Annotated in this window: 12 protein-coding genes; 6 read left to right on the top strand and 6 right to left on the bottom strand. The window is 54.8% G+C overall.

Annotated elements, in window-relative coordinates:
• The first annotated feature begins 15 nt into the window (after positions 1 to 15).
• On the top strand, positions 16 to 666 hold the full coding sequence (locus tag Q4606_RS06855; protein WP_303593310.1) for a bifunctional 4-hydroxy-2-oxoglutarate aldolase/2-dehydro-3-deoxy-phosphogluconate aldolase: 651 nt from the start codon (positions 16 to 18) through the stop codon (positions 664 to 666).
• Here Q4606_RS06855 and pyk read toward each other — a convergent pair.
• On the bottom strand, positions 659 to 2107 hold the full coding sequence (gene pyk / locus Q4606_RS06850) for a pyruvate kinase (RefSeq protein ID WP_303593309.1): 1449 nt from the start codon (positions 2105 to 2107) through the stop codon (positions 659 to 661). The two genes, Q4606_RS06855 and pyk, sit on opposite strands and share 8 nt — an antisense overlap.
• Before the next feature lie 144 nt (positions 2108 to 2251).
• On the opposite strand from pyk, the gene edd reads away from it, so the two are divergent.
• Together edd and glk are read left to right on the top strand one after the other, a co-directional pair.
• Positions 2252 to 4072, top strand: coding sequence for a phosphogluconate dehydratase (edd, locus tag Q4606_RS06845; RefSeq protein WP_303607076.1), 1821 nt, complete (start codon positions 2252 to 2254; stop codon positions 4070 to 4072).
• Positions 4069 to 5034 carry a glucokinase gene (glk, locus tag Q4606_RS06840; RefSeq protein ID WP_303607075.1) on the top strand — a complete coding sequence of 322 codons (966 nt, stop codon included), beginning with the start codon at positions 4069 to 4071 and terminating at the stop codon, positions 5032 to 5034. Before edd ends, glk begins: the two co-directional genes overlap by 4 nt.
• 49 nt (positions 5035 to 5083) lie before the next feature.
• On the opposite strand, the gene Q4606_RS06835 is transcribed toward glk, so the two are convergent.
• Positions 5084 to 5827, bottom strand: a complete 744-nt coding sequence (locus Q4606_RS06835) for a nitroreductase family protein (RefSeq protein ID WP_303607074.1) — start codon at positions 5825 to 5827, stop codon at positions 5084 to 5086.
• Between the two features lie 127 nt (positions 5828 to 5954).
• Between Q4606_RS06835 and Q4606_RS06830 the strand changes: the two genes are divergently transcribed.
• Positions 5955 to 6563: a uracil-DNA glycosylase family protein gene (locus Q4606_RS06830; RefSeq protein WP_303607073.1), complete on the top strand. Its 609-nt coding sequence runs from the start codon at positions 5955 to 5957 to the stop codon at positions 6561 to 6563.
• Here the strand turns inward: Q4606_RS06830 and glpD are convergent.
• Positions 6521 to 8029 (bottom strand): glycerol-3-phosphate dehydrogenase, encoded by a 1509-nt coding sequence (glpD, locus tag Q4606_RS06825; RefSeq protein ID WP_303607072.1) that lies wholly within the window; start codon positions 8027 to 8029, stop codon positions 6521 to 6523. The genes Q4606_RS06830 and glpD overlap by 43 nt on opposite strands.
• A 62-nt stretch (positions 8030 to 8091) precedes the next feature.
• Positions 8092 to 9342, bottom strand: a complete 1251-nt coding sequence (locus tag Q4606_RS06820; protein ID WP_303593297.1) for a substrate-binding protein — start codon at positions 9340 to 9342, stop codon at positions 8092 to 8094.
• A gap of 244 nt (positions 9343 to 9586) precedes the next feature.
• Here Q4606_RS06820 and Q4606_RS06815 point away from each other — a divergent pair, with 244 nt between their 5' ends.
• On the top strand, positions 9587 to 10117 hold the full coding sequence (locus Q4606_RS06815) for a methylated-DNA--[protein]-cysteine S-methyltransferase (RefSeq protein ID WP_303593296.1): 531 nt from the start codon (positions 9587 to 9589) through the stop codon (positions 10115 to 10117).
• 134 nt (positions 10118 to 10251) lie between these two features.
• Positions 10252 to 11142, top strand: coding sequence for an FAD:protein FMN transferase (locus tag Q4606_RS06810; protein WP_303593294.1), 891 nt, complete (start codon positions 10252 to 10254; stop codon positions 11140 to 11142).
• A 36-nt stretch (positions 11143 to 11178) separates the two neighbouring features.
• Here the strand turns inward: Q4606_RS06810 and Q4606_RS06805 are convergent, their stop codons facing one another.
• Together Q4606_RS06805 and Q4606_RS06800 are read right to left on the bottom strand one after the other, a co-directional pair.
• Entirely contained in the window at positions 11179 to 12753 is a 1575-nt protein-coding gene (locus Q4606_RS06805) for a general secretion pathway protein GspF (protein WP_303607071.1), read from the bottom strand.
• 12 nt (positions 12754 to 12765) lie between these two features.
• On the bottom strand, positions 12766 to 15270 hold the full coding sequence (locus tag Q4606_RS06800; protein WP_303607070.1) for a LamG domain-containing protein: 2505 nt from the start codon (positions 15268 to 15270) through the stop codon (positions 12766 to 12768).
• Positions 15271 to 15277: the final 7 nt, after the last annotated feature.

The raw sequence follows: 15277 nt of genomic DNA, 5'->3' as shown, positions 1-15277 counted from the left end.
CGTATGGAGAGAAGCATGAGCCAGATATCGGATTTTCAGCGGGGTCGGATCAGATCTGTCTTGGAGGCTTCACCTTTGATGCCTGTTATCACTATAGAGCACCTGGCTGAGGCGGTACCATTGTGTCAGGCTCTGTTTGATGGCGGGATTGGTGTGATGGAGATAACCTTGCGGACAGAGCACGGGCTCAAGGCGATTGAGCGTGTACGCGAAGCCATACCCGAGGCCTGGGTGGGTGCTGGAACGGTGACGTGTGTCTCCCAGTATCGCGAGGCAGTAGCGGCCGGTGCCCAGTTCATAGTGACTCCCGGAGTAACGGATGAGCTTTTGAAATTTGCTTTAACCGCCGAGGTGCCTCTTTTGCCTGGTATTTCAACAGCTTCCGAGCTGATGCTCGGTTACGGTTTAGGCTACCGTGAGTTTAAATTTTTTCCTGCAGAAGTGGCGGGAGGCACCTCCGCACTGAAAGCCTTTGGGGGCCCATTCCCGGATGTGACTTTTTGCCCGACGGGTGGGATCCGCCGCAACACTGCTAAGGACTACCTGTCCTTGCGCAATGTGCAGACTGTTGGTGGCAGTTGGCTTACGCCCGCGGATGCTATTGCGAATAAAGATTGGGCGGCGATTGTCGATATCGCCCGTGATAGCCTTTCCGAGATCAGCTGATCTCGGAACCAACCCGAACAATTTTCATAGTGTTGGTTCCGCCCTGGGCGTTCACGTAGTCACCTTTGGTGATAACTACCAGGTCGCCCTTGCTTACCACGTTCCGATTAACCAGCTCTGATATGGCCAGCGCATTGGTTCGCTCATTCGGAATTTTTGCCGAATCAAACGGAATCGTCTGAACACCACGGTACATCACAACCCTGTGTTGCGTGGAATGGTGTCGGGAATACGCGAAGATTGGCAGGCTGGATTTGATGCGGGACATCAGCCGGGGCGTCGCGCCTGTTTCCGTCATGCAAATGATCGCCCGAACTCCGTTCAGGTGGTTTGCTGCATACATGGCGGACAGGGCAATGGCTTCATCAACAAGCTCCATGCTTTCGTGAATCCGGTGATTGGACTGGTGCATCGTCGGGTGTTTTTCCGCGCCGATACAAATACGCACCATTGCTTCTACAGCTTCTACCGGGTAATCGCCTACTGCCGTTTCTGCTGACAGCATAACCGCATCTGTGTAGTCCATAACCGCGTTCGCCACATCAGATACTTCAGCGCGGGTCGGCATGGGGCTGGTGATCATAGACTCCATCATTTGTGTTGCTGTAATCACAGCGCGATCCAGGACCCGGGCCCTGGCAATGATGTGCTTCTGTACACCCACGAGCTCAGCGTCACCGATCTCAACGGCGAGATCGCCGCGGGCCACCATCACAACGTCGGAAGCTTCGATAACTGCGTCCAGTGCTGCCACGTCGTGTGCAAGTTCCGCGCGTTCGATTTTGGCAACCAGGCCGGCATCTGACCCGGCTTCTTCAAGAAGCCGGCGGGCTGTGTGCATATCTTCGGCTGTTCGGACAAAGGATACCGCAACATAGTCGGCTCCAAGCCGCGCAGCCGTCACGATATCTTGCTTATCTTTGTCCGTCAGGGCATCGGCGGAAAGCCCGCCGCCACGCTTGTTCAGGCCCTTATTATTGGAGAGTGGGCCGCCAATCAGAACTGAAGATGTGATGCTGTGATCGTCGACCGACTGCACTTCCATTTCGATACGACCATCATCCAGAACCAGAATGTCTCCGGGCGAAACATCTTCAATGAGCTGCTCATAATCAATGCCTACACGTTCGTCTGTGCCGGCTTCCTTGTCCATTGCGGCATCCAGGACAAAAGTTTGCCCTGCTTTAAGGATAACTTTATTGTCAGTGAAGCGGGCAATACGGAGTTTAGGCCCCTGAAGGTCTGCAAGCAGGGCTACAAAACGACCTTGAGCTGCTGCAGCCTGGCGAACCCGTTGTGCACGCTTGATGTGCTCGTCGGCGCTTCCATGAGAGAAGTTGAGACGGGCTACATCAATGCCAGCGGCTATAATGTCAGCCAGAGATTCCGAAGAGTCTGTAGCGGGGCCTAGGGTAGCGACAATCTTGGTACGCCTGAGCATGCTGTTATCCTTCAAGGGTTTGATAGGTAGTAAATGTATCAACAAATTATGAATTAATTGTGACGTTAGGGTGATGATAGCAAAAAAAGAACGTAAAATTACTTCCAAATATCATTAAATCTGCCTTGGGCAAAGGAGTCTGATATGCATGCTGTCGTAGACAGAGTCACCCGGCGAATCATTGATCGCAGTCGACCATCCCGGCAGAATTATCTGGCTCGAATGACTGAGCTTAAATCCCAATCCCCCCATCGCAATTCTCTTTCCTGCGGTAATCTTGCCCATGGTTTTGCGGCTTGTCATCAGGATGATAAAGACACTCTGAAGCTGATGAATAAAGCGAACCTGGCCATAGTGTCGGCATACAATGACATGCTTTCTGCACATAATCCCTATGCCACATATCCGGATATTATCCGCGAGGCTGCTCATGGGATGGGGTCCGTAGCCCAGTTTGCTGGCGGCACACCCGCTATGTGCGATGGGGTGACCCAGGGGCAGCCTGGCATGGAACTCAGCCTGTTTTCACGGGATACCATCGCCATGAGCACGGCAGTGGCACTGAGCCACAATATGTTTGATGCCACTGTTTTGCTGGGTATCTGCGACAAGATAGTACCCGGGTTGCTAATTGGTGCCCTCAGCTTCGGTTATCTGCCCAGTATTCTTGTGCCCGCTGGTCCTATGCCCTCAGGGCTGCCAAACAAGGAAAAACAGCGTATCCGTCAGCTTTATGCAGAGGGAAAACTAGGAAAAGATGAACTATTGGAAGCTGAAAGCAAATCCTACCATAGTGCGGGTACCTGCACCTTTTACGGTACGGCCAACAGTAATCAGCTTCTGGTTGAAGTGATGGGGCTGCATCTACCGGGAGCTGCGTTTGTGAATCCGGGCACGCCATTGCGGGACCAGTTGACGCGTGCAGCGACGGAGCAGGTTATTCGGTTGTCGAGGCCTCAGGGCGGCGAACTCGGTCTTGGCGATATGGTTGACGAGAAAAGCATCGTCAATGCGCTGGTCGCGCTTCTGGTGACCGGAGGTTCCACCAATCACACGCTGCACTGGGTTGCGATTGCTCGTGCCGCCGGCATCATCATTGACTGGAATGACTATGCGGAGCTGTCTTCCGTTGTTCCATCCATGACCCGTATTTATCCCAACGGTGAGGAAGATGTAAATGCTTTTCATGAGGCCGGAGGCACGCCATTTCTGATCCGTGAACTCCTGGATGGGGGTTACCTGCACAACGACGTAGAGACTGTTGTCGGTTACGGCCTTGAGAGATACACCCGGACGCCTGAGCTGGACGGTGGTGCACTGGTCTGGCAGCCCGCTCCGGAAAAAAGCCGGCACCCCGATGTATTGAGTACAGTATCGGAGCCGTTCGCGCCCGACGGCGGGCTAAAAGTCCTGGATGGCAATCTCGGAAGAGGCGTTATAAAGGTGTCCGCTGTTGCCCGGGAACACTACAGGATAGAAGCTCCCGCTGTGGTTTTTAACGACCAGAACGAACTGAAAGCTGCCTTCGATGCGGGTGAGCTGAACAAAGACTGCGTGGTTATTGTCCGCTTCCAGGGGCCAAGGTCCAATGGCATGCCCGAGTTGCACAAGCTCACTCCCTATCTTGGGGTGCTGCAGGATAGGGGGTTCAGCGTTGGCCTGGTTACGGATGGTCGCATGTCCGGTGCGTCGGGCAAGGTTCCGGCGGCTATTCACGTTTATCCCGAAGCCCTGAATGGTGGGCCCCTTGCAAGAGTTCGGGACGGTGATCTGATATGCCTCGATGCGGAAAAAGGCGCCTTGTCGATTATTGCTGATGAGGCGGACTTTGCACAGCGTGAGCCGGCCAGCCCTGATTTATCCCGGTATCACCAGGGCTATGGCAGAGAACTGTTCGGCTGGATGCGGCGTGCGGCAGGTACATCTGAAGAAGGAGCCAGCGTTTTCTGGAATCACGAAGCATGACACAAGGCGAATACTCTCTGGTCGGTGATGTCGGTGGTACCAATGCGCGGTTTGCGCTGGTGGAGCGGGGCAGTGTTGAGCTGTGTGCAATCGAAACTTTGGCTTGTGATGATTACGCTAATCTCGATGATGCGCTCTCATGTTATCTGGACAAATGCGGTGTCGACAGAGTCCGTGAAGCTTGCCTTGCAGTTGCCTCACCGGTTCGCGGTACCAGGGTGCAGATGACCAATAATCTCTGGCGCTTTGATATCGAAGAGATCCGCACGCAGTTTGGTTGGCAGACGTTCAAGGTTATCAACGATTTTATGGCCATGGCCCTGGGCGTGCTCCATGTTCCGGAGGGGAAGCTGGTGCATGTCTGCGGAGGCCCGGGTGACAGGCGCCGCCCCAGGTTGGTGATGGGCCCTGGTACGGGCCTGGGCGCATCGGCTCTGGTGCCGGTCAGAAGTGGATGGACGGCGTTGACAACCGAGGGCGGGCATGTCGATTTTGCGCCCAGGGACGATACCGAGATGGCAATCCTCCGGATACTCCAGGCCAGGTTTGGAAGGGTGTCGGTGGAACGAATACTGTGTGGTCAGGGGTTGCTGAATCTATACCAGGCCCACGCAGCCATTCAGAAGGTCTCGGCGCCGCTGGACGCGCCGGAGAAAATAACAGCCGCGGCGCTGGAGCGGAACGATCCCCTTGCGTGTCAAACCCTCCAACACTTCTGTGAATTGCTTGGCCGGACAGCGGGCGATGCTGTCCTGACGCTGGGAAGCTCCGGTGGTGTCTATCTGTGCGGTGGTATCTTGCCGCGGATTACGGATTTTTTTCTTGCAAGCCGATTCCGGCGAGGCTTTGAAGACAAGGGGCGCATGCGCCCTATATTGGAATTTACACCGGTTCACCTGGTAGCAGAGCCCTACACCGGGTTGTTGGGTGCCGCTGAAGCTCTGGGTAATCCCGAAATATAAGGCCATACCCCGGGCGTTTATGCGAAAAATTACCCTCCGGCAACAGCGTTCACAGATAGTGGATCAGCGTTTTCTGGTCGAATCTGTACTGGCGGTTATACACGCCGTTTTCCGCGCGCCGGCCGGCTGCCAGAACCATGGTCACAAGCCCTTTACGGTGCAGCTTCAGGAGTTTTCTTACCCGGTATTCGTCAAACCCCTCCATTGGACAGGAGTCGTAACCGTGGGCGCGTAGCGCCAGCATCAGGTTTTCTGCTGCCAGTGCCGTGGATTTCGTGGCCCAGACCTTCATTTCATTTATTGAGTAGGGCCCTCGGGGAACCGGACGCTTCAACCCGGCTATGAGTCCTGCTGTTTTCTTGGCTGCGCCCATAAGCCCAAGTGGGCCCTGGTTATAATGGATGGGTGCGATCTTTTTGTAATACTTTTCAACAATGGAGGGCAGCTTTTCCTCTTTTGGCCAGTCTTCCAGTGCAAGGCGGGCGTGTTTGCGCCAGGTGTCCGGGCGCGCAACAATCGCGATCAATACCGGAGCGGTTCTCGCCGCGTTTTGTCCCAGGCAGGCCTCGGCAAGTTTCTCTTTTAGTTCGGGTGTTCTGACGACAAAAAATTCCCAGGGCTGCAGGTTGCTGGAGTTCGGGGCCAGTGTGGCCAGTTCGAGGCAGTCCTCAAGCACCGCATCCGGAATGGGCTCGTCCTTAAAGCGCCGCACGGAGCGCCGGCTTCGAACGACCTTTCGGAATTCTTCAACATCGATCTCCGGCAGAGGAAGAGGGCCTGCTTTTGCGTTCATGTATACTCCCAGGTATGCCACGGTGGGTACTTAACGCGGCCACTCTGTTGGCTTGCCGCATTGTCATCAGAGCTATAAGGTTACGGGAAATCCCTTCATATGCAATTGCCCTGGTGACGTTGATCCCATGACGGATATTCTTGCTCAGCTGCCTTTTGATGAACTGGTTCGGGAGGTGCGCGCCTGCACGATTTGTGCAGAGAGTCTGCCATATGGCCCGCGACCGATTGTGCAGCTGTCACCGTCGTCGCGAATTCTGGTGGTGGGGCAGGCCCCGGGAAGGCGGGTACATGAAACAGGGCTTCCGTTTAATGATCCAAGTGGTGACCGTCTCCGGCAGTGGATGGGCATAACGCGAGAGACCTTTTACGACGACCGCAAGCTGGCCATTTTGCCCATGGGGTTCTGCTACCCCGGAACGGGAAAGTCCGGCGATCTGCCACCTCGGCCTGAATGCGCCCCAGCGTGGCGAAGCGTTTTGCTTGAGCGCTTAACCAATATCGGCTTGACTCTGGTTATAGGCCAATATGCTCATGCCTGGCACCTTCCGAATGGTAAAAAATCGGTTACTGAAAACGTCAAAAACTGGCGCAAATATTGGCCGGACCTCCTGCCCATGCCTCACCCCAGCCCGCGAAACAATCTTTGGTTGCGTCGGAACCCCTGGTTTGAAAAGGAGGTGATTCCCGAGCTTCAGAAACGGGTGTCCGAGCTTTTGTCTGAGTCAGACAGGTAGGCTTTCAGTGCCAGGGTTTGCGCTTCCGATGCATAGAGCCCCTGCTTCGTACGGCGCCAGAGTATATCTTCGGCTGTCCACGCCCATTCCTGAGCAATAAGGTAGTCGACCTCTTTCTGGAACAGGTTGCCGGCAAAAAGCGTCCCCATATCTTCAATTGAAACCGCGCCGGCAAGCAGGTTGCGGCATTCTGTGCCATAAGTCCGTACGTAGCGCTGTGTCAGTTCCGTTGGCAGCCAGGGGAATTCGATTTTCAACTCCGCCAGAAGTAGCGTTTTACTGGTGAAGTCCCCGCCCGGCAACACGGCATTCCCGGTCCAGGGCTTACCTGCCTGAGGGAAAAACTCACAGACCTTGTCTGTGGCAACCTCTGCAAGCTTTCTGTAGGTAGTTATCTTGCCGCCAAAAATAGAGATTAGTGGTGCCAGGCCCTGGTTGTCATCGACTTCATAGGAGTAATCCCTGGATGCTTTCTGTGCATTTTCCTCACCTTCATCATCGATGAGCGGCCTTACTCCGGAATAGGACCAGACAACGTCTTCGTTGCTCGTCTGACGCCTGAAATAGGCGTTCACAATTTTTAGAAGGTAATCGGTCTCTTCCTGAGAAATGCGGGCAAGCGACGGGTCGCCTTCGTAGTCGACATCGGTTGTGCCTATCAGGGAAAAGCGTTCTTCGTAGGGAATCACAAAGACAATGCGTTCATCTTCATTCTGCAGTATGTAGGCTTCGTCGCCATTGTTGAGGCGAGGAACGACCAGATGGCTGCCTTTCACCAAGCGAATCTGTTTTGGTGCGGGGGCTGCAATCGTCCCGGCAAAGAGTGCACTGGCCCAAGGCCCTGCTGCGTTTACCAGTACACTTGCTGAAATTTCAGTTTCGGCTCCTGAAAGACTGTCCTGAAGAGTTATCGTCCAGGTTTTATTGTCACGGGTTGCCTGAGTACAGCGAGTCCGGGGCCGGATAACGGCACCCATCTGCTGGGCCTTACGAGCCATGAGCACAACGAGACGGGCGTCATCGACCCATCCATCAGAGTATTCAAAACCCTTGGTTATTTCGGGCTTCAGAGGACTGTCACTGCCAAACGTAATGGACCGGGAGCCAGGGAGCAGTTCCCGCTTTGCAAGGTGGTCATACAGAAACAGGCCTGTCCGGATCATCCAGCCGGGGCGCAGATGTGGCTGGTGGGGAAGACGAAAGCGCATGGGCCACATGATATGCGGTGAGTTTCGCAAAAGAGCTTCACGCTCTGCCAGAGCTTTTCGCACCAGACCGAATTCATAATGCTCCAGGTAGCGCAAACCGCCATGGATCAGTTTGCTACTGCTGGAGGATGTCGCCGAGGCCAGGTCATTCATTTCGCAGAGCAGGACTCTTAGCCCCCGCCCTGCGGCATCCATGGCAATTCCGGTGCCATTGACGCCACCACCAATAACGACAAGGTCGAACGAGTGCTGCTGCAAAGAGGAATCTCCATCAGAGAGTTTTTACAGCAGCCATTGTGCCTGAAAATCAGGCAAGGTTGTCACAAAGTCAGCGGTTTGCCGGCCTCTTTACGGCGAGCCTCCCATTCTTCCCGGGTCTGGGCGGCATTATCACCCGACATGGAATCGATGATACTGAAGTAATCCGAGCCGTATTGATCGGCCATAATAGTTTCCCGCGGTTTGATTTTGACCACGTAAACAGACTGGACATTCTGGTGGTCAAAATCGCGCCAGTACTGTTCATCTTTGAGGAAGGAATACCTGTGGCCTTCGAGGGCGCGAATCAATGCCCGGGTATTGGTGGTTCCGGCGCGTTCAACGGCACTCTTGTACTGATATACAATGCTGTAGGCGGAAGCCGCGGCGGTGGAAGGCCGCATTTCGTAACGTTGGGAAAAGGCTTCGACAAACTCCTTGCCGCGGGGATAGTCCAATTCATAAGGCACATTCCACACCCAGGGGCTACCTCCTACGATACCTTCCATAATGGTGGGCCCTACCTGGCGTGCCATGCCCAGGGTGAGGTTGGGCACAACAACCTGCATTTTTTGGGTCAGGCCCATTTCGTAAGCTGTGTTGAGAGCACGGACCATGTCATCACCAAACAGCACCAACATCAGCACCTTGGCACCGCTGGCGTCTGCCTGCTCCAGGGCACTCTGGAAGTCGCTCACCAGGGCGCGGGGAAAGGGTGTTTTTACACCAGGATGGCGTTGAGCATCTTCGGTGTCAGAAAATTTGCGTACAGATTCTTCAACCGACCAACCCCATGTATAGTCTGCCGTGATGTAGAAGTAGCCTTCATCGGCGTGATTACGCTTCAGGTACTGGCTGAGAGCCTTGGCTGTCATCCATGCATTGTAGGGTTCCCGGAACATATGGCTGTGGGCCTCGCTTCCGGTCGTCGCGTTGGAGTAGGTGAGTGTGCCGAAATAAAGTTTGTTGCGCTGGCGGGCGGCTTTTCCAGAGGCTATGGCTACAGCGCTGGATACGCCACCGAAGACCATTTGAGCTCCTTCCCCATCAATCAATTCAGCTGTGTTCTCTGCGCCCTTGGAGGGGTCTCCACGAGTGTTCCGGATAACCAACTCGAGGGGCTGCCCCAGAATGCCGCCTGTTTTGTTGATTTCGTCGACGGCCAGGAAAGCACCCAGCCTCTGTTGCAAGCCTTGATCTTTGTAACGGCCGGTTTGCGGATAGTTAAGGCCAATTTTGAGTGTTTCGGCGGCAACTGTGCTTGCGCCAAGCAATAGCAGGCAGGCAGTGAAAAGTGCGTTTACGGGTTTCATGAAGTCTCCAGTGACAGGGCACGGCCAAGCGGTTGCCACTTAGACTCAGTACTCTGAATATTATTGTTTGTTTATTGGTCGTGAAGAGGGTTAGTTTCTTAGCCTGTGGCCAAACCGGCAATCAGACTAAAGTGGAAATTTGCGTAAAGTATTGTACGTTTGCACGCGCGCCGACATGAGCCATACTGCGAATGCACACCCAGAATGACCGGGAAACAGAGGAACCCAGGCACAGGAGCCTTTCATGGCGGGTAGTAATGCACAAGACGAAACGATCACCTGGCAGACAGGCCACTGTTACCTCGGTGAAATTCTGGTTGCGAGCACCCAGAGCGGTGTTTGCGCCGTGCTGCCGGGTGGGTCTCGTGAAGAACTGGTCATGGAACTGGCTCGTCGTTTCCCGAATGCCACGCTTGAGCACGCAAATAATTCCCGGGCGGATTGGTTTGCTGAGGTCATGCGCTATCTGATTGATAGTCGCAGGCCGCTAGCTGTGCAACTTGACCTCCGCGGCACAGAGTTTCAGTGCAGGGTCTGGCGCGCGCTGCAGGAGATTCCGTCGGGAAGCTCGTCAAGCTATGGTGAAATTGCCCAACGCATGGGGATACCCACGGCCTCGCGGGCAATAGCGGGAGCCTGTGCTGCCAATCCCCTTGCTGTGGTTGTGCCCTGTCATCGGGTACTTCGTGGTGATGGTAGCCTTTCAGGGTATCGCTGGGGGATAAAGCGCAAGCAGGCGCTACTGAGTCATGAGCAGGGGTTGTCTGAACGCTGATGGAAAAATTCGATTCCATAAACCGTCTGATTTGTTTTGCGCCCTTCCGTTTTCGAGTGTGTGCGTGGGTATTTTTGCTAGCCTTGTTGCCTACTGCGGTCCAGGCGCAATGGTACAGGTATACGGATACCGCGATGACAACACCGGTAGAGTTGGAGTTCTGGTTCAGCGACCGTAGCGCTGCTGACGCTATTGCCGAGGATGTTCTGGCGGTGTTCCATCAGGTAGACCGGAGCATGAGCCGATATAAGGATGACTCCGAACTCTCAGCCATTAACCGCCGTGCCGCAGATAAACCGGTCAACGTAAGCCCCGACCTTTTCTTGGTACTCAAGAAAGCGGGCGAGGTGGCGGAACTCAGCGATGGTGCTTTTGATGTTAGTTTCGGGTCCGTTGGCTTCCTTTACGATTACCGTGAGCACCAGCAGCCCTCCGAAGAAGATATCCGCTCAAAGCTTGGTCATATCAATTATCAGGATATTATCCTGGACGAGGCAGAGCGCACGGTATTCTATCGTCAGCAAGGACTGCTCGTTGATTTAGGGGGTATTGCCAAAGGCTTCGCCGTCGATCTCGGTATCGAGCGCTTGGTGCGGGCAGGTGTTCGTCACGCCCGGCTGAGCGCTGGCGGTGACCTGCGCCTGTTAGGCGATAAACGCGGGAGCCCATGGCTTGTGGGCGTGCGTGACCCTCGGTCCGGGGAGCGTAATGCGGTTGTGCTGCCGTTGGCTAACGTTGCGATTTCCACGTCTGGAGATTACGAGCGTTTTTTTATCAATGATCAGGGTGAGCGTGTACACCACATACTGTCGCCGGGCACCGGGAAATCAGTGCGCGGCGTGCAGAGTGTTACGATTATTGGAGACGATGCACTGACAACGGATGGGTTGTCTACAGCGGTCTTTGTGCTTGGGCCGGAGAAGGGGTTGGAGATGATTGAGCGGCTGCCCGGCATTGATGCGATTATCATTGATGATAAACGGGTGATGCATTTTTCTGAGGGCCTGGCGCCTCCCGAATCGTGACGTCGATTCAGGAGGCCCGGTTATCGCGATCTTGCTCTATGGAGTAGGCGTTTTGGGTGGGATTGTACCGCTGACTACATTTTCAAACGCGATCAATCTGTCCCGACTGTCTGAATTGCCGAGGCCATGCCCCATGAACTTCGAAGCGAAATCATTCTGTTCACCATGCAGTGCCATGTAATTAAGCAAAACGGTTTGCACCAGCTGATTTACATTGTTGGCTGCCGGGCTGGAGGCGGTTTCCACGGACGCATCCGCGCGCATGAAGCCGACCTGGTTACGGATGGGGGTCGGGCGTCCGTTTGGGTTGTAAACCAGGAAAAAGGAGGCGGCCGTTTGCTGGTTGTCGCCTGTCCACTCGCCTTTACCCCGTCCATCCGGTGAATCATCCAGGCGGCCATTACTGGAAACTGAGCCATCACTGAACACGTACAGCATTAATGGTACTCCCAACCTTGCTGCGTATTCGAGGCAGGCGCCCATGCAGCGGCCTGCAAGTTCGTCCCGTCGCTCGCCGGTTGCCCTTTCACCTGTGTGGTAGTCGTAGCCACCCATAGTAACTGTGCCTGCGCCAGCATAGCCGCTGAGAACCAGCTTCATTACAGAGGCAGTTTTCTGGAACTCACGATTACTATTAAACTCAGTGCTCGAGAATATTCCGCCGGGCCCAACGATGTCCGTATCGGCCACCGGGTCCAAAGATGACGGGTTGCCAAAGCGGGCAGCCAGGTCGGCACTCTTGACGTACCCACAGCGAACCAGGTCCTTAACGATATCGTCTGTCGAAATGCCGGTGTCCATCCTGTGCATTTTTTTATCACTGATGCGCTGGATAGACTCCATAACCGCCACCGCATCGCCCTGATCCAATATGCCAATCAGATCGCCAACGTCGACCAGGCCGGTTACGTCCGATGGCCTGTCAATCTTGGTAGGTCTTGCTTGCGGGTTGATCAGGTCCATAGGTGCCAGAGAGTTACCTCCCGAGTCGGTGCTTTGCGAACCAACCAGAGAGAGCAGAGAGCCATCCGCACCGGCTTTGTGAATTCCGTACATGGGGTTGTGAGGGTTGTTGCCGGTATCGTTCTCCGAACGGGCCGCGATGATCGCGCCGTTAGTTGCGGCGCGGGTGCCGGCACTGGTGCTCTGTTGAATACCGCGCAGAAAGGCGCTGTCTGAGTGAAATGCCAACCCCAGTTCTTCATTCACGAACGATGGATCGTTGGGCAGCATGTCACCGGGCAAGCCCAGCTTGCTGTAGCCAGCGGTACTCAGAAAGTCCTTCTGACCACCGGATTTCCCCATTAGCACATTGGAGCCGGCAATATTTGCACCTCCGGCCAGATCGAAACAGATAAATGGTATCTTGCCGGCCCCCTGGACTGCGATGCCACAGCCACTTTTAAGGCTTTCTAGGTCCGGGGAAAGCGCAACTGCAGCCTGTGCAGGGCTGGAGAACAGGCTGAACACCGAGGCCCCGAACACCGTTGCGGTGCCTGCCATCATACCCTGGGCAATGAACTCCCTGCGGGAGCGTGGCCGGGAGTGGTCGCTGTGGAAGAGGGGCTCGCCATTGGCCAGAGGCCGTTTACGGGATTTACGAATGAACATGAGCGTTGTCCTCTACTGAACCAGGGTTGTGGCGCTGCCAAGCACAGCGGCACAGCTTGCTTTAACAATTGTTTCGGTACGGTCTTCGGCGCAACCGTCTACTCCACAGTCAGACAGCTTGGCTATCAGGTCGCCCACTTCCGTCTCAACTTCCAGTGCGGTAGGTTGGGTAGATAGATTGACACCCACGAAGCGCTCTAACAGCCGGTCTGTTATAAGGCTCTTACCACCGTGCTCAAACGCTGTTGCGGGAGGAGCAGAAAAATTAAAACCGGGGAAAAAGTCCGCTCTGGCTTGACCGTCCGATATAAGAGCATCGCAGTACTGAATGGCCATTTGAGTGACAGCCATCTGGTGCGAGGACAGGAAGCCATCAATATTCTCAATGGTGGGTAGCTGTTGTTTAACCGTGTTGAAGGTGCTGGTAACAGCGGCCTGAGTTTTGGAGACGCCGGTCATGCGAGCCATAGATTCGTTGATCTCGTCGAAGGTTTTCAAACCAATGCTTGATGAAGCTGGCAGGTCGGCCGGTGAAGCCGTCTGTGGCAGTACAGGCTCTGTACGTGAGTATTCCTCAGAGCCCAAACGATCAAATGTCAGGAAAAATTCATCGCTTTCAGGCCCGTTTTCCAGGGCGATAATGGTGCCTAGTCTTGATAAGGGCTGGCCCGTTCCGGGCTCATAGAATTCGCTATCCAGAACCAGATCCAGATTGGCCCAGGCTTGACCTACGGTGGCCTCTTTGCCGTTTATGCCGAGACGCATCCCCTGGAGCGGAATGTTGGAAGGCTCAACCGTTTCATCAAGGCTGATAAAGAACGGGCTGGTGAATCGATAGCTGAAACTGTCAAACTGACTGACTTCGAAAACAATAAAGCTGTCGTTAAGTCCAACAAGTTCAGACACGCTGAATAGCAAGAAGAACTTCTGGCCGACGCCCACTTCAAAGTTGGCCTGAATCTGAGACGGGGTCAAAGCCCGGTCGTGGATGGCCACCATACGGATGGCCCCCTGCCAGGCTGATTTGCCATCGGTTTCGTTACCCAGAACCAGTGCAAAACTGTTGTCCCACTCTGAGAGCAGGCCGGCGTCATCCGGGTCTATATCACCGGACTGTTGACCATTTACGAAGATCTGTCGGCCTGTACCGGGGGAATAGTTCACAACAACATGTTGCAGGGTGGCCTGCAGGAGTTTGTCGCCGTCTTGCGTTGCGAATGGAGTGTTCTCGTCGCTTGTACTGCTGCGGTGCAGTACTTCGTAGCGCTGCAGAGACTGGCTCAGTGTCATGTTACGAGTGCTGGCAGAGCCGGAATAGGTGACGATTCTGGCGTCTTCCTGCGTGATATTGCCGGGGGCCACCCAGGCCTCGATGGCGTATTCGCCAGTACCGGTCAGCAAGGTGTGTAGTTTGCGACTGTCTGCGGTAGAGCCCTGAGCTTTACCTGCTGGCACAGTGCCGCCCTGGTCCGTTTGCACGGCCGGGCCCATATCTACGCCCCATCCGCCGACCCAGTCCACATTTCCGCTGAGCGTCAGGTTCAGGGCGGGGGATACACCACTGGTATCGAACGCGGTCTGGCCATCGCCAGCCTTGAATTCGTAAAGGGCAATGATGTTGTCTTCAAAGCGTCCGCCGGCATTTGCCAGCAGACCATCGTTGTCCAGAACCAGTGCTTTACTGGTAACCAGATCCGCGTCTACTGGCTCGAGTTCCTGCTCTGCAGAAAGCGCCAGAATAGCTGATTCCATTTCCGCTGCATCGCTCTGACAGTCTGCTGACCAACAATTGTGGGCGTCAAACGCGAGTCGCACGACAAACCTGGAGTTTTCAGGAGTGGCCAGGTTAATCCGGCTCTTGGACTGCTCATAGGCGGTTTCGATATTGCTGCTGGCAATATAGGGCGTTTGACCGCTGTCACCATGGCAATCACTGCAGTATTTCTCGAGTAAGGGCGTGTAGACGTAAGTTTCAAAATCATCTGTGTCAGTAGGGAAGGGAACAGTATTCCCCGGATCTTTGATGGCAGGTGCACTAAGCTCGATGGTCTTGGCTGAGTTTGATGAGCCTCCGGCCCAGTTTGATATGTAGGTTGTAAGAATATCAGCACAAACTGCATCACTGCTTGTCCAGCAATTGTGGCCGCCGGCAACCTTGGTCACCATCAGAGATTGGGAGGGGTTTGACAGGCTCACGACGGAATTCGCCTGGGAGTAGGCAGTGTTGATGTTCTCACTGTCAACGAATGTGGGTGACTGCCCTCCGGTGCCGTGGCAAGAGCCGCAGCGGTTGTCTTGCACTAGGTTGTCCCAGACGCTGAGCTTGAAGTTCTGCACGTCATCGCTTGCCGGGGTGGGCCCGGTGTAGTTGATAGAGTCTGAGCTGGAGGCGGTATTTGGTAATGTTTCTGTAGATTCACCGCCGCATGCGCTGAGCAGGAATGTGGTTATTACCAGCGTAGCGATCGTTGCCACAGAGCGCATAGCGTTTCTTTGATTACGGATTTTGGTCGTCATGGCGCTC

The sequence above is a fragment of the Marinobacter sp. 1_MG-2023 genome (assembly GCF_030549045.1).
In the GTDB taxonomy this organism is placed as follows: Bacteria; Pseudomonadota; Gammaproteobacteria; order Pseudomonadales; family Oleiphilaceae; genus Marinobacter.
Note: the sequence above shows the minus strand (reverse complement) of the source record. Positions and strands in the feature narration are given on the sequence as shown.